25 protein-coding genes and 2 pseudogenes are annotated in these 25816 nt (G+C 72.4%); 6 read left to right on the top strand and 21 right to left on the bottom strand.

Annotated features, from left to right (window positions below):
* From thyX to ABT336_RS06630, 3 genes are all read right to left on the bottom strand, one after another.
* Nucleotides 1–347: FAD-dependent thymidylate synthase (gene thyX, locus ABT336_RS06640; protein WP_350895520.1), on the bottom strand; the 347-nt coding region annotated here is incomplete at its 3' end.
* 109 nt (nucleotides 348–456) lie between these two features.
* Entirely contained in the window at nucleotides 457–1137 is a 681-nt protein-coding gene (locus tag ABT336_RS06635) for a DUF2752 domain-containing protein (protein WP_350895511.1), read from the bottom strand.
* A gap of 4 nt (nucleotides 1138–1141) precedes the next feature.
* The gene (locus tag ABT336_RS06630) at nucleotides 1142–2371 is read right to left on the bottom strand and encodes a winged helix-turn-helix domain-containing protein (protein WP_350895510.1); all 1230 of its coding nucleotides are present in this window, start codon (nucleotides 2369–2371) and stop codon (nucleotides 1142–1144) included.
* A 77-nt stretch (nucleotides 2372–2448) separates the two neighbouring features.
* On the opposite strand from ABT336_RS06630, the pseudogene ABT336_RS06625 reads away from it, so the two are divergent.
* A pseudogene (locus tag ABT336_RS06625) lies at nucleotides 2449–2883 on the top strand (GNAT family N-acetyltransferase); the annotation flags it as partial.
* Nucleotides 2884–2975: 92 nt separating this feature from the next.
* Here the strand turns inward: ABT336_RS06625 and ABT336_RS06620 are convergent.
* Nucleotides 2976–4235, bottom strand: coding sequence for a glycosyltransferase family 87 protein (locus ABT336_RS06620; RefSeq protein WP_350895509.1), 1260 nt, complete (start codon nucleotides 4233–4235; stop codon nucleotides 2976–2978).
* 35 nt (nucleotides 4236–4270) lie between these two features.
* Here ABT336_RS06620 and ABT336_RS06615 point away from each other — a divergent pair, with 35 nt between their 5' ends.
* Nucleotides 4271–4876 (top strand): GNAT family N-acetyltransferase, encoded by a 606-nt coding sequence (locus ABT336_RS06615; protein WP_350895508.1) that lies wholly within the window; start codon nucleotides 4271–4273, stop codon nucleotides 4874–4876.
* Here ABT336_RS06615 and dapB read toward each other — a convergent pair.
* From dapB to rimP, 17 genes and pseudogenes are all read right to left on the bottom strand, one after another.
* On the bottom strand, nucleotides 4873–5634 hold the full coding sequence (gene dapB, locus ABT336_RS06610) for a 4-hydroxy-tetrahydrodipicolinate reductase (protein ID WP_350895507.1): 762 nt from the start codon (nucleotides 5632–5634) through the stop codon (nucleotides 4873–4875). The two genes, ABT336_RS06615 and dapB, sit on opposite strands and share 4 nt — an antisense overlap.
* Nucleotides 5635–5704: 70 nt before the next feature.
* Nucleotides 5705–7132, bottom strand: a complete 1428-nt coding sequence (locus ABT336_RS06605) for a M16 family metallopeptidase (RefSeq protein ID WP_350895506.1) — start codon at nucleotides 7130–7132, stop codon at nucleotides 5705–5707.
* A gap of 45 nt (nucleotides 7133–7177) precedes the next feature.
* Nucleotides 7178–9550: a polyribonucleotide nucleotidyltransferase gene (locus ABT336_RS06600; protein WP_350895505.1), complete on the bottom strand. Its 2373-nt coding sequence runs from the start codon at nucleotides 9548–9550 to the stop codon at nucleotides 7178–7180.
* 234 nt (nucleotides 9551–9784) lie between these two features.
* On the bottom strand, nucleotides 9785–10054 hold the full coding sequence (gene rpsO, locus ABT336_RS06595; protein WP_350895504.1) for a 30S ribosomal protein S15: 270 nt from the start codon (nucleotides 10052–10054) through the stop codon (nucleotides 9785–9787).
* 183 nt (nucleotides 10055–10237) lie between these two features.
* Nucleotides 10238–11179, bottom strand: coding sequence for a bifunctional riboflavin kinase/FAD synthetase (locus ABT336_RS06590; protein ID WP_350895518.1), 942 nt, complete (start codon nucleotides 11177–11179; stop codon nucleotides 10238–10240).
* Between the two features lie 52 nt (nucleotides 11180–11231).
* On the bottom strand, nucleotides 11232–12116 hold the full coding sequence (gene truB, locus ABT336_RS06585) for a tRNA pseudouridine(55) synthase TruB (protein ID WP_502891123.1): 885 nt from the start codon (nucleotides 12114–12116) through the stop codon (nucleotides 11232–11234).
* Between the two features lie 64 nt (nucleotides 12117–12180).
* Entirely contained in the window at nucleotides 12181–13497 is a 1317-nt protein-coding gene (locus ABT336_RS06580) for an MATE family efflux transporter (RefSeq protein WP_350895502.1), read from the bottom strand.
* Between the two features lie 550 nt (nucleotides 13498–14047).
* The gene (locus tag ABT336_RS06575; protein WP_350895517.1) at nucleotides 14048–14257 is read right to left on the bottom strand and encodes a DUF6186 family protein; all 210 of its coding nucleotides are present in this window, start codon (nucleotides 14255–14257) and stop codon (nucleotides 14048–14050) included.
* The gene (locus tag ABT336_RS06570; RefSeq protein ID WP_350895501.1) at nucleotides 14257–14664 is read right to left on the bottom strand and encodes a hypothetical protein; all 408 of its coding nucleotides are present in this window, start codon (nucleotides 14662–14664) and stop codon (nucleotides 14257–14259) included. The genes ABT336_RS06575 and ABT336_RS06570 overlap by 1 nt, the downstream gene beginning before the upstream one ends.
* A 52-nt stretch (nucleotides 14665–14716) precedes the next feature.
* Nucleotides 14717–15787 carry a DHH family phosphoesterase gene (locus ABT336_RS06565; protein WP_502891122.1) on the bottom strand — a complete coding sequence of 357 codons (1071 nt, stop codon included), beginning with the start codon at nucleotides 15785–15787 and terminating at the stop codon, nucleotides 14717–14719.
* Complete coding sequence (gene rbfA, locus ABT336_RS06560; RefSeq protein ID WP_350895500.1) at nucleotides 15784–16275, bottom strand: 30S ribosome-binding factor RbfA; 492 nt, start codon at nucleotides 16273–16275, stop codon at nucleotides 15784–15786. The genes ABT336_RS06565 and rbfA overlap by 4 nt, the downstream gene beginning before the upstream one ends.
* Nucleotides 16276–16430: 155 nt before the next feature.
* Complete coding sequence (locus ABT336_RS06555) at nucleotides 16431–16724, bottom strand: DUF503 domain-containing protein (protein ID WP_350895499.1); 294 nt, start codon at nucleotides 16722–16724, stop codon at nucleotides 16431–16433.
* Between the two features lie 43 nt (nucleotides 16725–16767).
* Entirely contained in the window at nucleotides 16768–17814 is a 1047-nt protein-coding gene (locus ABT336_RS06550) for a TRM11 family SAM-dependent methyltransferase (protein ID WP_350895498.1), read from the bottom strand.
* An 85-nt stretch (nucleotides 17815–17899) separates the two neighbouring features.
* Complete coding sequence (gene infB / locus ABT336_RS06545) at nucleotides 17900–20899, bottom strand: translation initiation factor IF-2 (protein WP_350895497.1); 3000 nt, start codon at nucleotides 20897–20899, stop codon at nucleotides 17900–17902.
* Nucleotides 20900–20944: 45 nt separating this feature from the next.
* A pseudogene (locus tag ABT336_RS06540) lies at nucleotides 20945–21326 on the bottom strand (YlxR family protein).
* A 16-nt stretch (nucleotides 21327–21342) separates the two neighbouring features.
* Nucleotides 21343–22386 (bottom strand): transcription termination factor NusA, encoded by a 1044-nt coding sequence (nusA, locus tag ABT336_RS06535; RefSeq protein ID WP_350895496.1) that lies wholly within the window; start codon nucleotides 22384–22386, stop codon nucleotides 21343–21345.
* Nucleotides 22383–23042 carry a ribosome maturation factor RimP gene (gene rimP / locus ABT336_RS06530; RefSeq protein WP_350895495.1) on the bottom strand — a complete coding sequence of 220 codons (660 nt, stop codon included), beginning with the start codon at nucleotides 23040–23042 and terminating at the stop codon, nucleotides 22383–22385. The genes nusA and rimP overlap by 4 nt, the downstream gene beginning before the upstream one ends.
* 229 nt (nucleotides 23043–23271) lie before the next feature.
* Between rimP and ABT336_RS06525 the strand changes: the two genes are divergently transcribed.
* From ABT336_RS06525 to ABT336_RS06510, 4 genes are all read left to right on the top strand, one after another.
* Entirely contained in the window at nucleotides 23272–23724 is a 453-nt protein-coding gene (locus ABT336_RS06525) for a hypothetical protein (RefSeq protein ID WP_350895515.1), read from the top strand.
* A complete protein-coding gene (locus tag ABT336_RS06520) occupies nucleotides 23721–24167 on the top strand; it encodes a ferritin-like domain-containing protein (RefSeq protein WP_350895494.1) in 447 nt (148 codons plus the stop codon). Before ABT336_RS06525 ends, ABT336_RS06520 begins: the two co-directional genes overlap by 4 nt.
* Nucleotides 24168–24258: 91 nt before the next feature.
* A complete protein-coding gene (locus ABT336_RS06515; protein ID WP_350895493.1) occupies nucleotides 24259–24783 on the top strand; it encodes a PadR family transcriptional regulator in 525 nt (174 codons plus the stop codon).
* Between the two features lie 182 nt (nucleotides 24784–24965).
* On the top strand, nucleotides 24966–25706 hold the full coding sequence (locus ABT336_RS06510) for a nucleotidyltransferase domain-containing protein (protein WP_350895513.1): 741 nt from the start codon (nucleotides 24966–24968) through the stop codon (nucleotides 25704–25706).
* The last annotated feature ends 110 nt before the right edge of the window (nucleotides 25707–25816 follow it).

Genomic DNA, 25816 nt, shown 5'->3' with positions numbered 1-25816 from the left:
GGCTCCACCATGGCCGCGTCCCGCTCCGGGACGTACCGCTGGGACAGCTGGGAGTACGAGAAGTGCCGGTGCCGGATCAGCTCGTGGGTGAAGGAGCGGGAGACCCCGGTGAAGTAGAAGGTCACCGAGCCGTGCTCCAGCACCGACAGGTGCCCGACCTCGAGGATGTGCGCCAGGTAGCCGGCGTTCGTCGCGGTGGCCGGGTTCGGCTTCTTCCAACTCTGGTAGCAGGCCCGACCGGCGAACTCGGCGAGCGCCTGGCCCCCCTCGGCATCGGTCGACCACGCGACGTCGTCGGGGGCCTCGAAGTGGGTCCATGCGATGAGCTTGACCTGCGGCTGCACCATGTCCGGCATTCCTGCGACTGTAGTGGTCGGCCCGCCGACACCCCAACTCGGGCATACCGGTGGCAGCCGGGTGCCCGGTCGACCCGGTCACCCGCCGTCGGTGGCCCGTTCAGACGTAGAGCGAGGTGAACGGTTCCCAGGGGAGGTTGCGGGCCACCGAGAAGGCCAGCCAGACCCCGAGGAAGCCGCCGATCAGCTTCGGGCTGATCCGCAGCTCGGGCAGCCGCCATCCGAAGGCCGTACGACCGGCCCAGGCGACGAAGAGGTACGCCAGGAACGGCAGGGCGAAGACGAACAGGAAGTGGTGCCGGGCTGCGGCGGGGATGTCGGCGTGCAGCACGTACCAGAGGGCCCGGGTCCCCCCGCAGCCCGGACAGTCCAACCCGGTGGTGAGCTTGAGCAGACAGGAGGGGGCGGCGTCGGGTGCCGACCGGGTCGGGTCGCTGGCCAGCGTGTAGACCAGGCCGAGCCCGACACACCCGACGGCGGCCAGTGGCACCACCCAGCGGGGTGACCTGTCGTAGAGCCTGACGACGAACCGGGTCAGCCGATCCGACTCGGGCACCAGGTGCGGTGGGACCGGCGGAGGTCCGGCGTACGGCGGATACGACCCGTCCGGGGCGTACGGTCCGGCGGGGTGTCCCGGCCCGGGGGCGTACGGCCCGGCGGTCGGGGCGGCGGCTGCGACGGGTTCCGGCGCGACGGGGACGCCGGACGGAGGGTGACCGGAGGAACCGGATTCGGTGCTGGTGGGCTCCGGTCGGCCGGTGGCTCCGTCAACGCTCGTCACACGGTCACGGTACACCGCAGCGGCTCGCCAACGCGGCGGCCAGGGGGCCGGCGAGGTCCCCGGCGACCGGCGGGGCCACCGATTCGAGACCGAGCCATCCGGCGAGCCGGTGCAGCTCGGCGGCGAGGGCGACGGCCGTCTCCCCCGGCTCGGCACCGGGCTCGATCCAGGCGGCCGGCACCAGCAGGACCCGGGCCCGCCGGTCGGCCTTGAGGTCCACCCGGGCGGTGAACCGCTCCCCCTGCAGGAACGGCAGGACGTAGTACCCGTGCACCCGCTGGGCGGCCGGCACGTAGATCTCGATCCGGTAGGTGAGGCCGAAGAGGCGTTCGGTGCGCCCCCGCTCCCAGATCAGCGGGTCGAAGGGGCTGACCAGGGTGGCGCCCCGGACCCAGCGGGGCATCCGGGCCGTGGGGTGCAGGTAGGCCGGGTGCCGCCAGCCGGGCACCCGCATCGGCAGCAGTTCCCCCGCCTCGACCAGTTCGGCGACGGCCTGCCGGGCACCGGCCACCGGCAGCCGGAGGTAGTCGCGCAGCTCGGGCTCGGCGGCCACACCGAGGCTGCGGGCGGCGAGCGCCACAAGGGCCCGGTGGGCGTCCGCGTCGGTAGGGGTGGGGGCGGCCAGGACCGCCGCCGGCAGGACCCGTTCGGGCAGGTCGTACCGGCGGGCGAAGGAGGTGCTCCGCTCGGCGGCGGTGACCTCGCCGGCCCAGAAGAGGTATTCCAGGGCGCTCTTGACCGCCGACCAGTTCCACCCCCAGTTGCCGGTCTCCCGGGGGGCGTCGTGCTCGATCTCGGCTGCGGTGATCGGCCCTCGGGCGGCGACCTCGTCGCGCACCCAGGCGACGAGCCCGGGCTGTTCCCTGGCGATCCGCCGCATCCCGCCCCAGGCGTCGTCGCGCGCCCGGGCCATCCGCCAGCGCAGCGCCGGGTGCAGCCCCACCGGCACCAGGGACGCCTCGTGCCCCCAGTATTCGAACAGCTCCCGGGGACGGCGGTAGGCGGCGGTGTCGAGCAGCTCGGTCGGATACGGTCCGAGCCGGCTGTAGAGCGGCAGGTAGTGCGCGCGTTGCAGGACGTTCACCGAGTCCATCTGGATCAGCCCGACCCGGTCGAGGACCCGCCGCAGGTGCCGTCGGGTGGGCACCCCGGACGGCGCCGGGTCGGCGAAGCCCTGGGCGGCCAGCGCCACCCGCCGGGCCTGGGCGAGGGAGAGCGATTCCGGTGCTGCCATCGAACGAACCCTAAATCACGGGTACGACGCGCAACCGGAAGCTGGACTCCGGTCCGCCCAGGACATAAAACGGTTCAATGGTGATGATTCGCCGCGAGAGCCCCGAGGACGCCGAGGCGGTCGCCCGGGTGCACGTGCACGGCTGGCAGGCCGGCTACGCCGGAATCGTGCCGGAGGAGGTGCTCGACCGGCTCAACGTGGCCGCCTGGGCGCAGCGGCGACGAGACCTCGGCACCGCCGACCCGAACCACCCCTTCACCACCCTGCTCGCCGAGTCGGCAGGCGAGGTGGTCGGCTTCACCTCGTTCGGCCCGTACCGCAACAACCAGGACCGGGACGACCTCGACCCGACGTACGGCGAGGTGGTCTCCCTCTTCGTCGAGCGGACCCGGTGGGGCGACGGAACGGCGGTGGCCCTGCTCGACGCGGCCTGCGCCGGACTGGCCGAACAGGGCCTGGTGGAGTACCGGCTCTGGGTGCTGGCCCGCAACTTCCGGGCCCGCCGGTTCTGTGCCCGGTCCGGGCTGGCCACCGACGGCGAACGCTCCACCTATCCGGTCCCCCTGGCCGGTGGGCGGATCCCCGTCGGGCTGGTCGAGCTGCGTTACGTCGGGCGACTCGACGGGGCGGACCCCGAGGAGACCGGCGTCGGCGACGGCGGCCCGGCGAGGGAACCGTCGGGCTGGGCGGTGCCCCGCCGGATCGGCAGGAACACCAGCAGCGCCAGGCTGATCCAGACGTAGGCGTTGCCGCCGAGGAACCCGTCCAGGCCGGTGAAGTCCCGCTCCCACGACCAGACGATCCGGCTGGTCAGGAAGACGTACCCGACCGCGGCGGCGGCCAGTAGGACGATCCGGCGTCGGCTCCGGGCCGGGGCGGCCATCCCGTTGTCCACCAGGAGGATCAGCCCGGGCAGCAGCCACACCAGGTGGTGCACCCAGGTCACCGGGCTGACCAGGCACATCACCACGCCGGTGAGGGCGAACCCGGTGGCGTGGTCGCCGGCCGCCGACGCGGCCCGGATCCGCCACGCCCAGATCACCAGGGTGACGAGCACCAGGGCGAGCCACCCCAGGGTGCTCGGGTGGTCCGGGGAGAGCCGGGCCACCACCCCGCGCAGCGACTGGTTGGAGACGAAGGCCAACTCCCCGACCCGGCCGGTGTTCCACAACGCGGCGGTCCAGAACTCCCGCGACGCGTTCGGGAACAGCGCCGCCGCCAGCAGCGTCGTCGCCGCGGCGGTCCCCGTCGCGGTGCACGCCGCCCGCCACTGACGGGTCACCAACAGGTGGACGATGAAGATCCCCGGGGTCAGCTTGATCGAGGTGGCCAGCCCGATCCCGACCCCGGCCCACCTGCTGCCCGCCGGCAGCAGACGCAGCAGGTCCACCGCGACCAGGAACAGCAGAAGCATGTTGACCTGGCCGAAGTTGACGGTCTCCCGCATCGGCTCGTACGCCGCCGCCAGGCAGACCGCCACCGCCAGGGTGAACCAGCGGGTCCACCCGCTGCGCCGGGCCACCGGGTCGAGCAGCCACCAGATCACCACCACGCTGACCAGGACACCGGCTGTCACGCTCACCACGATCGCGGCATGCCAGGACAGGTACGCCATCGGGAGCATGACCAGCGCCGCGAACGGCGGATAGGTGAACCCGTACTGGGTGCCGGGCTTGAGGAAGTCGTAGATCTCCCCGCCGTCGTTGACCCAGTGGTTGAGCGCCCCGTAGTAGACGTTGAGGTCGAAGAACCCGTGCCGGACGGCGGCCCAGGACAGGAACCAGGCCACCACGAGCGCCAGCACCACGACCACGAGACCCTGTACCAGGGTCCGGGCCACCACTCGTCCGGGACCCTGCGCCACCGTCGTCTCCCTCGCCCTGCGTAGGCTCACGTGCCATGGCACTCGGGTACGTCCGCCCAGCGCGCGAAGACGACGCTGGCGAGATCGCACGCATCCAGCTCGCGACCTGGCGGGCCGCGTACCGCCGGATCCTGCCCCGGCACGTGCTGGACAGCCTGGACGAGAAGTATCTCGCCCGACGGTGGAGCAGCGCGGTGCGCCAACCGCCCTCCGACGCCCACCGCGTGCTGGTCGCCGTCGAACAGGCCGAACAATCGTATCTGGTGGGTTTCGCCGCCTCCGGTCCGGCCGACGCGGAGGCCCTCGCCCCCAACGAACCCGCCGACGGGCTCGGTGCCGGGGTGGCCGCCGTGACCGACCTGCTCGTCGAACCCCGGTGGGGTCGGCGGGGGCACGGCAGCCGACTCCTCGCGGCGATGGTCGACCACTGGCGCGGCGACGGGTTCGACAGGGCGGTCGCCTGGTCCTTCGACGCCGACCAGGCGACCCGCAAGTTCCTCACCAGCACCGGTTGGGAGCTCGACGGGGCGGCCCGGGCCCTGGACGTCGAGGACATGCTCGTCCCCCAGGTGCGCCTGCACGTCACCCTCGGCCCGCCGGAGACCGGGGAGGCGGGGGCGCAGGCCCCCGACCCCGCCTAGTCGAGCAGGGCGTCCAGGCCCACCGTGAGCCCGGGGCGGTCACCCACCGCGCGGACCGCCAGCAGCACCCCCGGCATGAACGACACCCTGTCGTACGAGTCGTGCCGGATGGTCAGCGTCTCACCGAGGGTCCCGAACAGCACCTCCTGGTGGGCGACCAGCCCGAGGGCACGGACCGCGTGCACCCGTACCCCGTCGATGTCGGCGCCCCGGGCACCGGGCACCTCGTCGCTGGTGGCGTCCGGCGGCGACGCGAGACCCGCCTCGGTACGCGCCCGACCGATCAGCCGGGCGGTGTGGGTGGCAGTGCCGCTGGGGGCGTCCAGCTTGCGCGGGTGGTGCTGCTCGATCACCTCGACGGACTCGAAGTACCGGGCGGCCCTGGTGGCGAACTGCATCATCAGGACCGCGCCCAGGCCGAAGTTGGGGGCGATCACCGAACCGACCCCCGGCCGGGCGGTCAGCCACTGCTGGACCCGGTCCAGTCGCTGACGGGTGAAGCCTGTGGTGCCGACGACGGTGTGGATGCCCCGCTCGACGCACCAGTCGAGGTTCTCCATGACGACGTCCGGGGTGGTGAAGTCGACGACCACCTGGGCGTCTGCGGCGGCGTCGCGGCTCTCGCCCTGGTCGATCCGCGCCACCAACTCCAGGTCGGCGGCGGCCTCGACCGCCTTGCACACCTCCAGGCCCATCCGGCCTCGGGCACCGAACACACCGACCCGGATCGCCGGGCCCAACTCCTGCTCGTCAGTCACGGGGCACAACCTATCCCAATCGGGACGCCCGGCAGCGGCGGGACCACCACCGGGTCGGCTCCCCCGACGGTCAGGAGGTGAAGTCGTCGTCGCCGAACGGGCCGACCACCGACAGGGACATCGGTCGGGCGAGCAGGTCGGCGGCGAGGTCGTTCACCTCGTCCAGGGTCACCGCGTCGACCCGGGCCAGCAGCTCGTCGACAGGCATCACGGTGCCGTAGAGCAGCTCCCCCTTGGCCAGCCGGGTCATCCGGGAACCGGTGTCCTCCAGGCCGAGGACGAAGGCACCCTTGCTCATCCCCTTGCCCCGGGCCAGCTCGGCCTCGGTGAGCCCGTCGGCGGCGGTCCGGGCCAACTCCGCCCGGCACAGGTCGAGCACCTCGTCGACCTTGCCCGGAGCGCACCCGGCGTAGACGGCGAACAGGCCGGTGTCGGCGTACTGGCTGGCGTAGGAGTAGACCGAGTAGGCCAGTCCACGCCGCTCCCGGATCTCCTGGAACAGCCGACTGGACATCCCCCCGCCGAGCACGTTGTTGAGCACCCCGAGGGCGAAGCGTCGCTCGTCGAGCCGGTCCATGGCGGGGCAGCCGAGCAGGACGTGGGCCTGCTCGGTCTCCTTCGACTCCACGAGCGTCGTGGGTGGGCGGGTGCGGACCGACGGGGTACGCCGCCGGGGCGCGGCCGGCGCGGCCGGACCGGTCTCCAGGGGGCTGCCGCGCAGCGCCTGCCGGACCATCCGGACCACAGTGGTGTGGTCGAGGTTGCCGGCGGCGGAGATCACGATCTGCGGGGCGGTGTAGCGGCGGCGGTAGAAGTTCTGGATCTGCCGCCGGGTCATCGGGGTGACCGTCTCCTCCGTACCGGAGATCAGCCGACCCAACGGGTGGTCGCCGTACACGGCCCGGTTGAACAGGTCGTGCACCTCGTCACCGGGCTCGTCGTCGTGCATGGCGATCTCTTCGAGGATCACCCCACGCTCGGTCTCCACGTCGGTGGGGTCCAGGACCGAGTCGGCGACCAGGTCGCACATGACGTCGATCGCCAGCGGCAGGTCCTCGTCCAGCACCCTGGCGTAGTAGCAGGTGTACTCCTTGGTGGTGAAGGCGTTGGTCTCGCCTCCCACCGCCTCGATCTGCGCGGAGATGTCCAGCGCGGTCCGCTTGTGGGTGCCCTTGAACAGCAGGTGTTCGAGGAAGTGGGCGGCCCCGGACTGGGTGGCTGTCTCGTCCCGCGACCCGACGGCGACCCAGATCCCGAACGAGACGCTGCGCATCGTCGGGATCGCCTCGGTGAGCACCCGCAGACCGCTGGGCAGCACGGTACGACACACCGTACCGCCCAGCGGGTCCTCACTCAGGGTGCGGGTGACCGCCCGGCCCCGGGTCGCCCCGGAGCGGGCCGGTCCGGTGGCCCGGTGCGGCGTCGCCGCGCCCGGCCCCCGAACGCCCACCACCCCCCGTCGATCCGGTGGCAACGGTGCACGGTCGGCCCGACTCACAGTTGCTCCCGGTGTCGACGAGGGGTGGTGGTGACGCGAAACGGATCAGCTGTGCCGGGTCCGGCGACGCGGACGCGACTCGCCGCCGCCCTCGCCACCCTCGCCGCCGCCCTCACCACGGTCACGCGGAGCCCGGTCACCACGGTCCCGGTCACCCCGGTCGCGCGGGGCCCGCTCGCCCCGGTCCCGACCGGACGGCCGGTCGCCACCGCCGGCCTCGCCGGCGGCCGGCGCCTCGGCGCCCTCCGGGCGGACCTTGTCCAGGTAGATCTTGCCGCGCTGGTCGATGTCGGCGATCTCCACCTCGACCTTGTCGCCGACGTTGAGGAAGTCCTCGACCCGCTCGACCCGCTTGCCGTCGCCCACCTTGGAGATGTGCAGCAGACCGTCGCGGCCCGGCAGGAGCGAGACGAACGCCCCGAACGCGGCCGTCTTGACGACGGTGCCGAGGAACTTGTCCCCCATCTTCGGCAGGGTCGGGTTGGCGATCCCGTTGATCCGCTCCACCGCCGCCTGCGCCGACGGACCGTTCGTCGCACCGACGTAGATGGTGCCGTCGTCCTCGATCGAGATCTCGGCGCCGGTCTCGTCCTGGATGGCGTTGATGGTCTGACCCTTCGGGCCGATCACCATGCCGATCTTGTCGACCGGGATCTTCACGGTGGTGACCCGCGGCGCGTAGTCGGACATCGTGGCCGGAGCCTCGATCGCCGCCTGCATCACGTCGAGGATGGTCTGCCGGGCCTCGTGCGCCTGCTGGAGGGCCGCGGCCAGCACGTCCGACGGGATGCCGTCGAGCTTGGTGTCGAGCTGCAACGCGGTGACGAAGTCCCGGGTACCGGCGACCTTGAAGTCCATGTCACCGAAGGCGTCCTCGGCACCGAGGATGTCGGTGAGCGTCACGTACTCGGTCTTGCCCTCGACCTCGTCGGAGATCAGACCCATCGCGATGCCGGCGACCGGGGCCTTCAACGGCACACCGGCCGAGAGCAGACCCAGGGTGGAGGCGCAGACCGACCCCATCGAGGTGGAGCCGTTCGAGCCGAGCGCCTCGGAGACCTGCCGGATCGCGTACGGGAACTCCTCCCGCGCCGGCAGCACCGGGATCAGCGCCCGCTCGGCGAGCGCCCCGTGGCCGATCTCGCGCCGCTTCGGCGAGCCGACCCGGCCGGTCTCACCGGTCGAGTACGGCGGGAAGTTGTAGTTGTGCATGTAGCGCTTGGACTTCTCCGGGGAGAGGGTGTCCAGGGACTGCTCCATGCGCAGCATGTTCAGCGTGGTGACACCCAGGATCTGGGTCTCGCCCCGCTCGAACAGGGCCGATCCGTGGACCCGGGGCAGCACCCCGACCTCGGCGGTGAGCGGCCGGATGTCGCGCGGCCCCCGACCGTCGATGCGGACCTGCTCGCGCAGGACCCGGTTGCGGACCTCGGACTTGGTCAGCGACCGGAAGGCGGCGGAGAGTTCCTTCTCCCGGCCCTCGAAGCGGGACCCGAGGTCCTCGGCGACCCGGGCCTTGACCCGGTCGAGGGCCTCCTCCCGGTCGGCCTTGCCGGCGATCTTCAGCGCCTCGGCGACCTCGGCGCGGGCCACCCCGGAGACCGCGTCGTAGACGTCGTCCTGGTAGTCCAGGAAGACGGGGTACTCGGCGACCGGCTTGGCAGCCACGTCGGCCAGCTCGCTCTGCGCCCGGCACAGCTCGCGGATGGCCGGCTTGGCGGCCTCCAGCCCGCTGGCGACGACCTCCTCGGTCGGGGCGGGGGCACCACCGGCGACCAGGGCGACGGTGTTCTCGGTGGCCTCGGCCTCGACCATCATGATGGCGACGTCACCGTCGGGCAGGGCCCGACCGGCGACCACCATGTCGAAGGTGGCGCGGGCCAGCTCCTCGTGGGTCGGGAAGGCCACCCACTCGCCGTCGACCTGGGCCATCCGGGTGGCCCCGATCGGGCCGGAGAACGGCAGGCCGGAGAGCTTGGTCGACATCGAGGCGGCGTTGATCGCCACGACGTCGTAGGGGTGCTGCGGGTCCAGCGCGAGGACGGTCTCCACGACCTGGACCTCGTTGCGCAGGCCCTTGACGAAGGACGGGCGCAGCGGCCTGTCGATCAGGCGGCAGGTGAGGATCGCGTCCTCGCTGGGCCGACCCTCACGGCGGAAGAACGAGCCGGGGATCCGGCCCGCGGAGTACATCCGCTCCTCCACGTCCACTGTCAGCGGGAAGAAGTCGAACTGCTCCTTCGGCTGCTTACCGGCGGTGGTGGCGGAGAGGACGACGGTCTCGCCGAGCTGGGCGATGACGGAGCCGGCGGCCTGACGGGCCAACCGACCGGTGGAGAAGGTGATCTCACGGGTGCCGAAGGACCCGTTGTCGATCACGGCGGTACGGTGTTCGGTGCCGAGGTTGGTCTCGGTCATGTTCTGGACTTACTCCTTCACATCGGGGGCCTCGCGACGCGTGAGGAGCTGTTCAGACGGCCGGTCTTCGATCGAAGCGCCCGGACGGGCCGACCACTGGGGCCGGGGTGCCCGGAGGCCACTACCGGAGACCGGTGCGCTGACCGGCTCCCCTTCTCGGGTCGGTCGCGTGCCCGGTTCGTCGGTGGTGACGCTGAACGGGAGAGCGGCACCTCGTGCCGCTCTCCCGTCACGTCATCGGCGCAGACCGAGCCGCTCGATGAGCGACCGGTAGCGGTGGATGTCCTTCTTCTGGACGTAGTTCAGCAGCCGGCGACGCCGGCCGACCAGCAGCAGCAGTCCACGACGGCTGTGGTGGTCGTGCTTGTGCACCTTCAGGTGCTCGGTCAGCTCGGCGATCCGCTTGGTCAGGACCGCGACCTGCACCTCGGGGGAACCGGTGTCACCCTCGGCGGTCGCGTACTCCGCGCGGATCTTGGCCTTGCTCTCCTGGTCGAGCGCCATTTTCTCCCTGTTCTCTGGGTTGATGGGTAAGTCCGCCGTCCCGGCTCGGCGGGAACACCGGACGGACTGAACCTCGCGCCCGCGGCGTCGTGCAGGCACGCGAGGCCCCTCGTCGGACAGCCGACGTCTCCGCCAGAGTACCAGCTCACGACGGAAGCGCCCGCCAAGGCACACCCCGGGATGTCAGGCGAGGATCCGACGGACCTGGGCGACGTCGGCGGACATCTGGGTCAGCAGCGGCTCGATCCCGTCGTACTTGACCTGGCCGCGCAGGTGCGCGACGAAGTCCAGGGCGACCCGCTCCCCGTACAGGTCGTCGTCGAAGTCCAGGACGTGGGCCTCGACCCGACGCTCCCGGCCGGAGAAGGTCGGGTTGGTGCCGACCGAGATCGCCGACGGCAGCGCCACAGGGGGTTTGCCCGCCCGGCCATACCTGATGAACCAGCCGGCGTACACCCCGTCGGCGGGCACCGCCGGATACGGCGGGCAGAGCAGGTTGGCGGTGGGGAACCCCAGCTCCCGGCCCCGCTGGTCACCCCGGACCACCACCCCCTCCAGCCGGTGCGGGCGACCCAGGACCTTGGCCGCCGCGGCCACGTCCCCCGCCTCGATCCGGGACCGGATGTACGTGGAGGAGAAGACGGTCCCCTCCTCGGCGAGCAGCGGCCCGTCCTCCACCGCGAAGCCGAACGTGTGGCCCAGCCGCTCCAGCAGCGCCACGTCACCGGCGGCCCGGTGACCGAACCGGAAGTTCTCCCCCACCACCACGAGGGTGGCGCGCAGGTGCTCGACGAGGATGTCGTGCACGAAGTCCTCGGCCGAGAGGCGGGAGAACTCACCGGTGAACGGCACCACGCAGAGCGCGTCGACCCCGAGCGCGGCGAACAGCTCCGCCTTCCGGTCGGGCTCGGTGAGCACCGCCGGGTGGGAACCGGGACGGACCACCTCGGCCGGGTGCGGGTCGAAGGTCACCACCACCGACTTCACCCCCAGCTCCCGGGCCCGGGCCACCGCGTGACCGATGGTCGCCTGGTGCCCCCGGTGCACCCCGTCGAAGACACCGATGGTCACCACCGACCGGTCCCAGTCGACAGGTGCCGCGTCGTACCCCCGCCACCGCTGCATCATCACCCTTCCCGTCGCCCTTTCCCGTCGGCAGCACCTGCGTCCACGGCGGTCATGCCGGCGCGAGCACGATCTCGGCGCGGGCGCGTCCGTCCCGCTCGCTGACGATAGCGACCAACCCCCCGGCCGGATCGAACACCGCGTACGGGCCGGTGATGCCCGCCGGGGCCAGTGGCCCACCGTGGGAGAGGGTCCGCGCCTCCTCCGGGGTGGCCTCGCGGCGGGCGAAGAACCTGTCGGCTGCCGCCGCCAGCGGCAGGCCGACCACCTCGGGGGCGCGCTCCTCAAGCGCGTCGAGGGTGGCCGACTCGTCGAGGGTGAACCCCCCGACGGCGGTACGCCGCAGCGCGGTGAGGTGACCGCCCACCCCGAGCGCCCGGCCGGCGTCCCGGGCGAGGGCCCGGATGTACGTCCCCGAGGAGCAGGTGACGTCGACGTCCACGTCCACCACGTCGGGGGTGTCCCGGCGTACCGCCAGGAGGTCCAGCCGGGAGACGGTGACCCGACGGGCGGGCAGGTCGACGCTCTCCCCCTGCCGGACCCGGTGGTACGCCCGCCGGCCGTCGACCTTGATGGCACTGACCGCACTCGGCACCTGGTCGATCTCGCCGGTGAGGTCGGCCAGGGCCGCCCGGATCGCCTCGTCCGTCACCCCGCCGGCCGGCACGCTCTGCGTCACCTCGCCCTCGGCGTCGTCGGTGACGGTGGCCTGACCGAGCCGGATGGTGGCGGTGTAGCCCTTTCCCGCCCCGATCACGTAGGTCAGCAGCCGGGTCGCCCGGCCCACCCCGATCACCAGGACACCGGTGGCCATCGGGTCCAGCGTCCCGCCGTGCCCCACCCGCCGGGTCCGGGCCAGTCGGCGGATCCGCGCCACCACGTCGTGCGACGTCATGCCGCCGGGCTTGTCCACCACGATCAGACCGTCTGTGCTCACGACCGCCAAGCCTGCCAGAAGACCCGGGGGCACCGCCTACCCGGTGGCGGCGTTCACGCCGAGGTCAGCGGACGACCCCCGCCACGGCCCACTTCCCGGACCGCAGTCGGAGCAGCACCGCACCGAGCCGCAGCAGCATGAACAGGGTCAGTCCGGCCCAGATCCCACCCAGGCCCAGATCCCACACGTACGCCGCCCAGATCGCCGGCAGGAACCCGCCCAACGCTGCCGTCACCGTCAGGTTCCGCAGGTAACGGACGTCACCGGCCCCGATCAGGACCCCGTCGAGGGCGAACACCACACCGGCCACGGGCTGCATCGCGGCGAACCACGGCCAGGCCAGCATCGCCTGCTCGCGTACCTGGGGATCGGAGGTGAACAGGGCGGGGACGATGCCCGCTCCGGCGGCGATCAGCCCGGCGAAGACCACCCCGCAGACGCCGCCGACGAGCGCGAACCGGCGGGCCAGCGCCCGGGCCGTCGAGGCGTCGTCGGCGCCGAGCGCCGCTCCGACGAGGGCCTGCGCGGCGATGGCCAGAGCGTCGAGCAGCAGGGCGGTGAAGAACCACAGTTGCAGGGCGATCTGGTGGGCGCCGACGGTGGCGGCGCCGAAGCGGGCGGCGACCGCCGTGGCGGACAGGAAGCTGGCCTGGAAGGCGACCCCCCTGATCAGCAGGTCCCGGCTGAGCACGAGCTGCCGACGGATCAGTCCGGCCCGGGGACGCAGCGGAATCCGTTCGGCCACCAGGGCGGCGAGGAAGAGCCCGCCGGACAGGGTCTGGGCCAGGACGTTTGCCACCGCCGAGCCGGGCAGGCCCAACCCGACCGGATAGACGAGGACGGGGCAGAGTACGGCGGAGAGCAGGTTCGGGGCGAGCACGAAGATCAACGGTCGGCGGAAGTCCTGGACACCGCGCATCCAGCCGTTCCCGGCGGCGGCGAGCAGGAGTCCGGGGGCACCGAGGGAGGCGATCCGCAGCCACTGCCCGGCGGCGTCGGCCACCTCACCGGGGCCACCGGCGAGGGCCTGGGCCAGTGCCCCGCCGCCGAACTGCATGGCGACCACGACCAGCAGCCCCACCCCGAATGCCAACCAGGAGGCCGGTACGCCCTCGGCCACCGCAGCGGCCCGGTCACCGGCACCGAATCGGCGGGCCGCCCGCCCGGTGGTCCCGTACGCGACGACGGTCCCGAGCCAGACGATGATCGTCATGACGGTGCCGCCGATGGCGACGGCGGCCAGGGGGGTCCGCCCGAGATGACCGACCACAGCGGTGTCGACCAGGATGTAGAGCGGCTCTGCCGCCAGCACCACCAACGCTGGCAGGGCCAACGTGGCGATCCTGCGCGGTGACGCGACTACCGGGGTGCTCACGGCCATGATCCTGGCAGAGCGACAGGTAAGTGCGAAACCCCTTACCCGCTACTTACCGGGAGACCCTGGCCACCGGCGTCGACCTCGACTGTCGCCCCGGCATCGACGCCGGTGCATCGGTCGGCTCGCCTGCCCCCGGGCTCGTCGCCCCGGGGCGGGCAGGGCGGTCCGGGGCGAGAACTACTGACGGGTGTCCATGGAGGTCTGCAGGGCACGACGCGCCTGCTCACGGGCCTCGTCGACGGTGGGCGTGGTGTCGGGCTTGGGAGTGGTCGACATGTTTGTCCCCTTCCAGGGCGCGACCACCGCCGACGACGGCGGTCGTACGGGCGGTGCAGCTGAGCGACCGCAGCGCTCCCGGGGTCACCGGATGGGCTGCGGACAGCGAGAGCCCGGGTCGGTTGAGACCCTGGAGGGAGGCGACCCTGGTACGACGTCACCGCCCACGACCTGCGCACGGCAACCCCGCAGGCCGATTCCCAAGCTATCGTTCAGTTCCACATACTGCCTTTTCTTCCCGGCATGTGGGCAGGGGGACGTACGCGACCTGTGGGGTTCACCGGGCCAGGAAGTGCCAGCCGACCCACCACCAGAACCCGAGCAGGGCGATCCGCCCCACCGGCACCGGGCCGACCTCGTACCGCATCAGATGGCCGCAGACCTCCCCCAGCGACGGGATCCGCGACCCCTCCCGCCGGGACGCCCACTCCACCACGGCGAAGAGCACCAGCGAGAGGAGGAATCCGCCGATCGCGATCGTCCGCATCATCGCCGCACCAGCCCCCAGAAACCGGCCAGCCAGACCCCCCACGCCGCCGACCGGACCAGGTGGTCCTCCAGCAGCGGATCGGCCAACCGGCTGAAGGTGGGGAACTCGTCCTTGGCAGCCATCAGGAAGGTCGCCGCCTCCAGGACTGTGAAGACTGTGACAGGCACCACCCACCACACCACACCGGAACCGAGCCGGTGCGGTGCCGGTCGGCGCGGCACCCTGTTGCTCAGCCCCAACCAGATGAGCACCCCACCGGTACCGAGGGTGTAGAGGTTGGCCTGGGTCGAGAAGGACGGGAACTGGCCACCGACGAGCGAGAGGCAGATCAGCACCGGCACGGTGACGATCGGACGCTCCCACACCCGGGTGGCGTCGACGGCGAGGTCGTGGGGCTGCTCCATCCGCCGATTCTCCCCGCCCTCACCGAGCGCGGGAAGACGACACCCGGCGGAGTCAGACCTGATCTTCCGCGCCCACCAGGGCGTCGTCGAGCTGACCCCGGATCCCGTCCATCACCTCGTCGGCGCTGCCCCGACCGGTGAACCCGGCGGCGAACCGGTGCCCACCCCCACCGAGCGCGACAGCGACCCGGCTGACGTCCACAGCTCCCTTGCTGCGCAACGACACCGCCCACTCGTGCGCCGACACCTGCTTGACCACGCAGCTGACGTCCGCCTCGGCGGTGCACCGGACGGAATCGATCAACGCCTCCAACACGTACGGCCGCTGCCCGTGCCGAACCAGGTCGTCCTGGGTGGCGTAGGTCCAGACCAGACCCCGGCCCCCCGCCGCAGCCGGCTCCAACCGGGCCCGCCCGAGCACCTCGCCGAAGAGCCGGACGGCCCCGAACGGCCGGTGGTCGAAGATCCGGCGGGAGATGTCCCCCGGACGGATCCCGGTGGCCAGCAGCCGGGCCGCCATCTGGTGTACCGCCGGGGTGGTCGCCTCGAACCGGAACGAACCGGTGTCGGTGGTCAGCGCCACGTAGAGACACTCGGCGATCCCGGCGTCCAGCGGCACCCCGAGCCGGTCCAACAGCTCCTCGGCCACCACCGAGGTGGCGGCGGCCTGCGGGTCCACCAGGTGGAGCCCACCGAACCGGGTGTTCGAGGCGTGGTGGTCGAGCACCAGGGCCGCCCCGGCGGCGTCCAGCCGGTCCACCAGCTCACCCAGCCGGGAGGCGCTCGCCGCGTCGAAGCAGATCACCAGGTCCGGGTCCGGGTACGCCTCGGTCGCCGGCACCAACAACTCCTCGCCGGGCAGTCCCCGCAGGGGATCCGGCAGGTCGAACGGGCCGGGGAAGGTCGCCTGCAACAGGTCCACCCCGAGCCACCGCAGCCCCTGGGCGAAGCCCAGCATGCTGCCCAACGCGTCGCCGTCCGGGTTGACGTGGCAGACGAGCAGCACCCGGCCCCCGGCCGGCACCTGCCGGACTGCGGCCACCGCAGCGGCCCACTCGGCCTCGGTGGGCCCCGACTCCCCCGGGGCCGTGCCGGGCAGCACCGCCCCGGTGGGGGCCGTCACCGGTGGTCCCCGCCCCGGTCCGCCCCCGTCGCCCCGGACTGCTCACCCTCGTCGCCCTCGGAGTCCTCGTCGTCGGCCTCCCGGTACGGCTGGGGCTCCCCCGCGTACGCCGCCCCGGCCGCCCGACGCTGCACCTCCGCGTCGGCGTGGCGGGCCTGGGCAAGCAGGTCGTCGATGTGCTTGACCTGGTCCTGCACGTTGTCCAGGACGAAGGCGAGGCTCGGGGAGTGACGCAGCCCCAGGGCCTTGCCCACCGTGCTGCGCAGCATTCCCTTGGCGCTCTCCAGGGCTGCGGCGGTGTCCTGCTGGGCGGCGGTGTCGCCGAGGACGGTGTAGAAGACCGTCGCCTCCCGCAGGTCGGCGGTGATCCGGGCATCGGTGATGGTGATCATCCCGAGCCGGGGGTCCTTGATCTGACTCCGCACCACCGACGCCACGAGTTCGCGCACCCGCTCCGCGTGCCGACGTACCCGGGCCGGATCCGTCATCTCCCCCACCTCCAGGACCTACCTGCTACCGGTCGGAGACGACGGCGCCCCGCGCCGCCGGGCCCGACCGCCGACATCCCGAACACTACCCGCGCGCCCCTGCCGCCCGCGCAGCGCCGCCGGGGTCCGGGCACCCGGCGACACCGACCGACGGGTCAGTCCTCCACACCGTGCAGCCGACGGCGGACCGAGAGCAACTCCACCTCCGGGCGGGCGGCCACCAGCCGCTCGCACGAGTCGAGCACCTCCCGCACGTGGGCGGCCTCGGCGGCGACCACCGCCACCCCGATCTCGGTCCGCCCGTACAGCTCCACCGCCCCCACCTCGGCGGCGGAGACCTCGAACCTGCGCAGGGCGGCGACGATCGGCCGGACGTAGGACCGCTTGGCCTTCAGGGACCGGGAGTCCCCCGGCAGCAACATGTCGAAACAGGCAGTTCCCGTGTACACGGCGAGCAACGCTACGCCGGACGCCCCCGGGCGGCCACCCGTTTCAGTTCGGGACCACCGCCACCAGCACGTCCCGCTCGATCGCCTGGTCCACCCGGTGCGACAGACCGAGGTACCCCGGCCCGTCCACCACCCGCAGCCCCGCCCCGGTCAGCACCGCCTCGGCGGCCCGACGGGGGGTCACGTGGGTGTTCCAGGACAACCCCAGGGCCCCACCGGGACGCAACAGCTCCCGCCAGACCGGCACGGCGGCGGTGAGCAGGTCCAACGGGCTACGGGACAGTTCCCGCCCGGTACGGCTGCCGTGGGCCACCCCGTACGGCGTGTCGGTGACGATCAGGTCGGCGCAGCGGGGGCGCAGGCTCTCCCGAGCCCGGAGGGTGTCGGTGTGCAGGACTGTGACCTTCTGCGTGTCACCGGCCTGGTGGGCCTCCCGGGTCGGGGCGAGCACCGCCTCGAACCGGCGGGCCACCAGCTTGCGGTCCCGGCGCACCGAGGTCATCTCGGTGCTGTGCTTGAGCCGCTTGCGCTTCAACCAGGTACGCAGGAAGGCGGCGTAGGAGTCGACGTCCTTTCCGTCGTGCTCCACCCCGATGCCGTGGTAGCCGTACATGAGGGCCTGGTTGAGGGTGGTGCCCCGGCCGCAGAGCGGGTCGAGGACCACCAGTCGGCGGTCCAGCATCGCCCCGGCCGAGGCGGAGGCGAGCACTGTGGCGTTGAGCAGCAGCCGGGTGAACTGCTCGTTGGTCTTGCCCACGTACTTGGGAATGGTGACCAGGTCGGAGTCGTACCGGGCCAGGGGGCGCAGCGGGAGAGGCCGCAGCAGCTCCTCCCCCACCCGCTCGAACAGCGCGTACGCCGCCGACAGGTTCGCCAGGTGGGCCAGGTCCCGCTCGCCCAGCCCCGGGTCGGGTGCGGCGAAGGTCAGATACTCCACCCCGCCGATGCGTTCAGTGGCGGTCTCGGTCGGGGCGGCGTCGAGCACCCCCGAGGCGGCGAACATCTCCAGCTCGGCGCGGGCCAGGCGGCCGGCGGCGTCGGCGTAGACACGGTTGGTGGAGGGGGCGAGGAGAAGCGCGTACCTGGACACACCGGAGATTGTTCCAGGCGGAACAGACGGTGACGGCCGGGGCCCGTCCAGGCCCCGGCCGTCACCGGTGGTGTTCACCGCACACTCAGGCGCGCGGCTTCTCCCGCATCTCGAAGGTCTCGATGATGTCGCCGACCTGGACGTTGTTGTACCCGCCCAGGGTCAGACCACATTCGAAGCCCTCGCGAACCTCGGTCGCGTCGTCCTTGAACCGCTTGAGGGAGCTGATCGTGAGGTTGTCCGCCACGACCGCCCCGTCCCGCAGCAGCCGCGCCTTGGCGTTGCGGCGGAGGACCCCGGACCGGACGATGCAGCCGGAGATGTTGCCGACCTTGGAGGAGCGGAACACGTCGCGGATCTCCGCGCTGCCCAGCTCCGCCTCTTCGAACTCCGGCTTGAGCAGACCCTTGAGAGCCGCCTCGATCTCCTCGATGGCCTGGTAGATGACGGTGTAGTACCGGATCTCCACGCCCTCGCGGTCGGCGATCTCGCGGACCTTGTTCGCGGCCCGCACGTTGAAGCCGATGATCGTGACCGCCTCGGAGGAGGCGCTCGCCAGCATGACGTCGCTCTCGGTGATCGCGCCGACGCCCCGGTGGATGATCCGGAGCTGGACCTCCTCCGGGATGTCCAGGTTGAACAGCGCGTCCTCAAGGGCTTCGACCGAACCGGAGACGTCGCCCTTGAGCACCAGGTTGAGCGAGGTCTTCTCGCCCTCCTTGAGCTGCTCCATGAGCGTCTCCAGGGTGGCCCGACCGCGGGAGTTGGCGAAGGACGCCGCCCGCCGCCGTGCCTGCCGCTGCTCGGCGATCTGCCGGACCGTACGGTCGTCCTCGGCGGCCAGGAAGGTGTCACCCGCTCCCGGCACCGTGGTCAGACCGAGCACCAGGACCGGACGGGCCGGACCCGCCTCGGCGACCTGCTGGCCGTTCTCGTCGAGCATCGCCCGGACCCGGCCGTGGGCCCCACCGGCGACGATCGAGTCGCCCGCCCGCAGGGTGCCCTTCTGCACCAGCACCGTGGCGACCGCACCCCGGCCCTTGTCCAGGTGGGCCTCGATCGCCACACCCTGCGCCGGCCCGTCGATCGGAGCGGTCAGCTCCAGCGACGCGTCGGCGGTCAGGATGACGGCCTCCAGGAGTTCCTCGATGCCGATACCGGGCTTCGCGGCCACGTTGACGAACATGGTGTCGCCGCCGTACTCCTCGGCGACCAGTCCGTACTCGGTGAGCTGCTGGCGGACCTTGTCGGGGTTCGCCTCCGGCTTGTCGACCTTGTTGACCGCGACAACGATCGGCACGTCCGCCGCCTTGGCGTGGTTGAGCGCCTCGATGGTCTGCGGCATCACACCGTCGTCGGCGGCCACCACCAGGATCACGATGTCGGTGACCTGGGCACCACGGGCACGCATGGCGGTGAACGCCTCGTGACCCGGGGTGTCGATGAAGGTGATCGCCCGGTCCTCGCCCTCGTGCGGGACGTGGACCTGGTACGCGCCGATGTGCTGGGTGATGCCACCGGCCTCGCCGGCCACCACGTTCGCCTTACGGATGGCGTCGAGGAGCTTGGTCTTACCGTGGTCGACGTGACCCATGACGGTCACGACCGGCGGCCGGTCGACCAGACGGTCCTCGGCGACCTCGGCGTCCAGGTTGATGTTGAACTGCGCGAGCAGCTCGCGGTCCTCGTCCTCCGGGCTGACGATCTGCACCTCGAAGCCGAGGTGCTCACCCAGCAGCAGCAGGGTCTCGTCGGAGCACGACTGGGTCGCCGTGACCATCTCGCCCAGGTTGAACATCTCCTGGACCAGCGAACCCGGGTTGGCGTTGATCTTGTCGGCGAAGTCCGACAGCGAGGCGCCACGGGAGAGCCTGACGACCTGACCCTGACCCCGGGGGGCACCCGAGCTCATGGTCGGAGCCGACAGGTTGTCGAACTCCTGTCTGCGCTGCTTCTTGGACTTGCGACCCCGGGTCGGGCGACCACCCGGACGCCCGAAGGCACCAGCGGTTCCGCCACCACGGCCACGACCGCCGCCACCGGGACGACCGCCGCCACCGGCCGGAGCGCCGGGCCGGAACCCACCGCCACCACCGGCACCGCCACCGGGACCACCACGGTAGCCACCGCCACCGGCACCGCCACCGGGACCACCACGGTAGCCACCGCCACCGCCGCCGCCACCGGGACCACCACGGTAGCCACCGCCACCGCCGCCACCGGGACGACCGGCACCGCCGCCGCCACCGGGACGACCGGCACCCGGTCCGCCGGGGCGACCCGGACGCTGGCTCGGCATCGAGGCCGGGCTGGGCCGGGGCGGCATGGAGGCGGGACTGGGCCGGGGCGGCATACCGGCGGGACTGGGCCGGGGACCACCGGCACCGGCTGCCGGGGGACGCTGCTGACCGCCCTGGATGCCGAACGGGTTGTTGCCGGCACCACGGACCGGCGGCCGTCCACCGGGCCGGTTACCCGGCGTCGGGGCCGGACCGTTGCCACGGTTGGCAGCCGGGGATCCCGGCCGGGGCGGCATGTTGCCGGGGCCGGGGCCACCGGGTCCGGGGCGCGGACCGGGACGGGGACCACCGGAGGCCGGGGGCTCCCGGCGCGGGGTCTCCCGCTGCTGCTGCCGGGCGGCCTCGGCGGCCTTCGCCGCCGCGGCCTGCTCGGCCTTGAGCGCGGCGGCGCGCGCCTCGGCGGCGGCCACCTCGATGTCGTGTGCGCTCGCCGGCTTGGTGACCGGGGTCACCGAGGGCGGCGGGCCGGGAACGGGTCCCTTGGGCTTCGGTCCGGGGGTCGGCGGACCGGGCCGCCGGGGCGGCATCGGCTTCGCCGAGACCCGGGGCCCCGGGGACGGGGTGGGCGTCGGGGTCGGGGCCGGGGTGGCCGCCGGTGGAGCCGCCGGTGCCGGGGAACCGGCGGAGGCGGCGAACGCGTTGCGCAGCCGACGGGCGACGGGCGCCTCGACGGTGCTGGACGCGGACTTCACGAACTCGCCCATGTCCTTCAGTTTGGCGAGAACTGTCTTACTCTCGACCCCGAGCTCTTTCGCCAGCTCGTGTACGCGGGCCTTACCTGCCACTGCACTCCTCACTCCGAGGTCGTGCGGGCAGCACCCGCAACGACCTCACTCGTCCACTTGAAGCCTGATCATTTCTGCGACTTCATCGTGTGCCCATGTCGGTCGTCCTACCTTGCTTGCGACCCTCACCCGATCCGGTTGACCGGGTGTAGTGGTTTGACGCGTCGACGTGCTCGGCCAGCGCACCGTGATCGACGATCCCGGTGATTCGCAACGCACGCCCGAAGGCGCGACGCCGCACTGCCAGCGCGAAGCAGGCCGGATCCGGGTGCATGTTCGCTCCCCGACCCGGCAGCCTGCGGAACGGGTCGGGCCGGAGGCTGTAGCCAGCCTCGTCGGTCACCGCGACGATCCGCAGCAGTTCGCTGGTCGGCGCACTGAGCCGGCAGCCCACACAGGTGCGCTCCGGCAGCGCGCGTCCCACCACCGGAAGAAGTCTACCCCTAGCTGCCCGAGATCGCGCTGCCCGCCTCCCGGACGTGATCAGCTGAGCCCCGGCCGGAGCCGGAGCCGGTCTCGGCGTCGGACTTGATGTCGATGCGCCAACCGGTCAACCGGGCGGCAAGCCGGGCATTCTGCCCTTCCCGTCCGATCGCCAACGACAGCTGGAAGTCCGGGACCGTCACCCGGGCCGCCCGAGCTGCCAGATCGACCACCTCGACCCGGAGGGCCTTCGCCGGTGAGAGAGCGTTCCCGACGAACACCGCCGGATCATCCGACCAGTCGATGATGTCGATCTTTTCGCCGTGCAGCTCGCTCATCACCGCCCGGACCCGCTGCCCCATCGGACCGATGCAGGCACCCTTGGCGTTCACGCCCGGCACCGTGGAGCGCACCGCGATCTTCGTACGGTGACCTGCCTCACGGGCGATCGCGCCGATCTCGACGGTGCCGTCGGCGATCTCCGGCACCTCCAGGGCGAAGAGCTTCTTCACCAGCGCCGGATGGGACCGGGAGAGGGTGATCTGCGGCCCCCGCATGCCCTTGGCCACGTGGACCACCACACAGCGGATCCGGTCACCGTGCTCGTACCGCTCGCCGGGCACCTTCTCGGACTGGGGCAGGACGCCCTCCAGCTTGCCGAGGTCGACGCTGACGATGCCCTTCTCGGTACGCGCCTCGTGGGCCTGCACCACACCGGTGACCAGGTCACCGTCGCGGCCGACGTACTCGCCGAAGTGCACCTCGTCGGTGGCCTCCCGCAGCCGCTGGAGGATCACCTGCTTGGCGGTCATGGCGGCGATCCGGCCGAAGTCGTGCGGGGTGTCGTCCCACTCCCGCGTGACGGTCCCGTCGGAGTCGAGTTCCTGGGCGTACACCAGGGCGGCACCGTTCTTGCGGTCGATCTCCACCCGGGCGTGCGGCTCCGCACCCTCGGTGTGCCGGTACGCGGTCAGCAACGCGGTCTCGATCGCCGCGAGGATCGTGTCGAACGGGATCTCCCGCTCGCGCTCCAGGGCGCGCAGCGCCGCGAGGTCGATGTTCACCTCTCCTCGTCCTCCACATCGTCTTCGTCGTCGATTTCGTCTGATTCGTGAATCTCGTCTGATTCGTGGATCTCGTCGAGGCGGTTGAACTCGACCTGCACCCGCCCCGGTCCCAGCTCGGCGTGGGCGACGGTGACGGTCCCGGTGTCGGCTTCCAGCACCACCCGGTCGTCGTCGGCCTCGACGATCCGCCCGGTCACCTGCCGGTCACCGGCGGGCTGGTCGCCCCGCTGCCCCGGCAGCCCGGCGGCGTTACGGACAGTTACCTTTACCAGCCGTCCGACGTTGCGCCGCCAGTGTCGGGGCAGGGTGAGTGGTCGGTCCACCCCCGGGGAGCTGACCTCGAGCTGGTACTCCCCGGCGAGGAGGTCCCCGCCGGTGGCCTCGGCGTCGTCGAGCGCCACGGAGACCGACCGGGAGACCTCAGCCACGGCGTCGAGGTTGATCCCGCCGTCGGCGTCCACCATCACCCGGACCACGTGCCGCCGCCCGGCCCGGGAGACCGAGAGGTCCTCCAGGTCGTAGCCGGCCCGGCTCACCACCGGCTCGATCACGGCCCGCAACCGGTCACGGCGCGCGGTCGCGTCACCGCCCCGGGGCGCCTCGCCACCGCGGGGCCTGCCCGTCGGTCTGGTGGCCCGGCCACGCTGCGTCATCTGGCGCACCCCTTCGAAGGTCCACGGCCCGGTTCGACCGCCATGCCGACACGCCACCGGGCGATCCGCGCCGGTGGTTGCGCAGAGCGTAACGCGCTCCCCGCACGGCGGGCCGGGCGGCGCACCGACGCCGGTCGCCCATGCCCCGCCCCGGATGGTGTTGACTTGTCCGGTGACGACGGGCAGGACCACAGTTTCAGGCGGAACAACCGGACACACCCGACGGAGGCTGCTACGCGCCGGGACACTGTTGGCCCTGGGTGGGACGGCCGCAGCGGTCACCGGATGCGGTCTGTTCGGCCGGGAGGACGCGCCGGACCCCGCCGCCGACCCGTTGGCGCCGCTACTCGCCGGGGCACTCGAACTGGCCGCCCGACACCGGATCGCCGTCGACGGCGACCCCACCCTGTCCGACAGGCTCTCGCCGATCGCCGAGGCACACCGGGCGCACGCCGCCGAGTTGGCGCGGCTGACCGGTGCCACACCGTCGCCCACCCCGCCCACCCCGACCGGTGGCGTCCCGACCGGGGACGCCACGGCGGTGCTCACCACCCTCCGGGAGGCCGAGAGGCAGGGCCGGGAGGCCGCCGACCAGGCATGTGCCCAGGCCCCCGCCGAGCGGGCCGCGCTGCTCGGTTCCATCGCCGCCGCCCGGGCGACGCACGTGGAGGCACTCAAGTGACCCAGCCCACCCCCAGCGCCGCCGACGCGGCACTGATCGCTGCCCTCACCGCCGAGTACGCCGCCGTCTACGCGTACGGATCGATCGGCGTGCACCTGCCGGCAGCCGGTCAACGTGCCGCACGCGCCGCCGAGGCCGCCCACCGGTCCCGCCGGGACGCCCTCGTCCTGCAGTTGAGCAACGCCGGCGGGTCGGTCCCCGCCGACCGGGCCGGGTACGCCCTGCCGTTCCCGGTGATCGACCAGGCCAGCGCAGTACGGCTGGCCATCGAGGTGGAGGAGCGGACCGGGGCGTTCTGGCGGGCGGCCCTGCCGGTGACCACCGGTGGGGAGCGGAGCCGGGCGCTGGCCGCGCTGACCGACTGCGCGCTGCGAGCCACCCGGTGGCGTCGGACCGCCGGGGTGACCCCGCTCACCGTGCCCTTCCCAGGCCGACCCGGCTGAAGCCGGTCACCCGGGGCCGACCTCTGGGCCGGCCACCGGGGCCGAGGGCAGTGGTTGCGGCCGGGATACCAGGTATGCATACTCCGTTGCCATGTCGATCCGCCACGGACTGTTGGCCCTGCTCGAACGCGGCACGATGTACGGCTACCAGCTCCGGGCCGCGTTCGAGGAGTCGACCGGCTCGACCATGCCGGTGAACATCGGACAGGTCTACACCACACTGGGTCGACTGGAACGGGACGGGTTGGTCCGCCCCCTTCCGGAGAACGAGGCGGGACAGCGTCCGTACGAGATAACCCCGGCGGGTCGGGCGGAGCTGGCGCGGTGGTTCGCCAACCCGGTCAGCCGGACCGGCCGTCCCCGTGACGAGTTGACGATCAAGCTGGCGCTGGCGTTGACCACGCCGGGGGTGGACGCCCGGGCGGTACTGCGGCGGCAACGCGTCGCCACCGAGCGCCAGTTGCAGGAGCTGACCGGTCGGACCTGCGCCGGGCACGGGGAGGCGGACCTGTCCTGGCGGTTGGTGCTGGACGCGATGGTGTTCCAGACCGAGGCGGAGCTCCGTTGGTTGGACCACTGCGAGACGACACTGGAACGGGAGCACCCGGACCGGTGACGGATCCCGCCCGGCGCACGTGACGACCCGGCGCACCGTGACGACCCGGCGCACGTGAGAGCCGGGTCGGCGTGGCGGTCCGGTGGCTCCGGCACCCGGCTGACTAGGGTGAATGCGTTCCGAGTCGGCGGGGGGAGCGCAGCGGAGGTGAGGCCGACGTGGAGGCGGGACCGACTCTCGGAGTGCCCGGCCGACCGCCGGGAGGCGCACCGAACGAACCGCGCTGGGACGACCCCCGCTGGCGGGTCGCCGAACGGGCCACCGAGGCGATCCGCCGCCGGTTCCCCGCCGACGTGCTCGCCGTCGCCGTGCACGGCCCGCTGGCCCACGGCGACGACGACGGGGGTGGGGACGGGGAGGTCAACCTCCTGGTGGTCACCTACCGGTCCGGGACCGGGCCGGTGCCGGCCACCCGCCGGGTCGACGGGGTCCTGGTCGACCTGACCGTCTCCGGCGCCGACGACTACCTGCGGCAGGCCCGGACGGTGACCCCGCTGTGGCCGTTGACAGCCGACCGGTACGTCACCACCCGTGCGTTGTACGACCCGTCGGGGTGGCTGCCCGGGCTGCGCGACCAGCATCTCGCCCAACTCGTCAGGGCCAGGCCGACCGAGTTCACCACCGCCGCCCGACGGGCCTGGTACCGGGGCTGCGCCGCGCACGCCCGGGCGGGCCGACTGGCGCAGTGGTACGAGACCGACCAGGCACTGCTGATGCTCGGGGAGGCCCGGCTGGCGGCGGCCACAGTGACCGGGCTGCTGACCCGGACCTACTTCCGTGACCCGGGGGACGCGGTCCGGCGTACCCGGTTGGCGGGTGCCGACATGACCACTGTCGGTCGGGTGCTGGCCGGGCAGGCCGACGAGTTGGCGGCCCGGGGTCGACCGGTCGACGGCTCGGTGGAGGAACTCCTGGACGGCTGACCACCGGCGACCGACACCGCCGGACCAGCCGGGGGCCGGCCGAGGGCCGACTGAGGGGCCACCGACGCCCTCGGGCCAGCCGGCGTGCCGCGCGGGGAATAGTCGGATCC

The organism is Micromonospora sp. NPDC000207 (assembly GCF_040300925.1).
Taxonomy (GTDB): domain Bacteria; phylum Actinomycetota; class Actinomycetes; order Mycobacteriales; family Micromonosporaceae; genus Micromonospora.
Note: the sequence above shows the minus strand (reverse complement) of the source record. Positions and strands in the feature narration are given on the sequence as shown.

Coding starts and splice junctions, on each gene's coding strand:
- ABT336_RS06630 (WP_350895510.1), bottom strand. CDS start 2,371: ATGGCAGCACCGGAATCGCTCTCCCTCGCCCAGGCCCGGCGGGTGGCG.
- ABT336_RS06615 (WP_350895508.1), top strand. CDS start 4,271: ATGGCACTCGGGTACGTCCGCCCAGCGCGCGAAGACGACGCTGGCGAG.
- ABT336_RS06600 (WP_350895505.1), bottom strand. CDS start 9,550: ATGACCGAGACCAACCTCGGCACCGAACACCGTACCGCCGTGATCGAC.
- rpsO (WP_350895504.1), bottom strand. CDS start 10,054: ATGGCGCTCGACCAGGAGAGCAAGGCCAAGATCCGCGCGGAGTACGCG.
- ABT336_RS06590 (WP_350895518.1), bottom strand. CDS start 11,179: ATGCAGCGGTGGCGGGGGTACGACGCGGCACCTGTCGACTGGGACCGG.
- ABT336_RS06580 (WP_350895502.1), bottom strand. CDS start 13,497: ATGGCCGTGAGCACCCCGGTAGTCGCGTCACCGCGCAGGATCGCCACG.
- ABT336_RS06575 (WP_350895517.1), bottom strand. CDS start 14,257: ATGCGGACGATCGCGATCGGCGGATTCCTCCTCTCGCTGGTGCTCTTC.
- ABT336_RS06570 (WP_350895501.1), bottom strand. CDS start 14,664: ATGGAGCAGCCCCACGACCTCGCCGTCGACGCCACCCGGGTGTGGGAG.
- rbfA (WP_350895500.1), bottom strand. CDS start 16,275: ATGACGGATCCGGCCCGGGTACGTCGGCACGCGGAGCGGGTGCGCGAA.
- rimP (WP_350895495.1), bottom strand. CDS start 23,042: ATGACGCAGCGTGGCCGGGCCACCAGACCGACGGGCAGGCCCCGCGGT.
- ABT336_RS06515 (WP_350895493.1), top strand. CDS start 24,259: ATGTCGATCCGCCACGGACTGTTGGCCCTGCTCGAACGCGGCACGATG.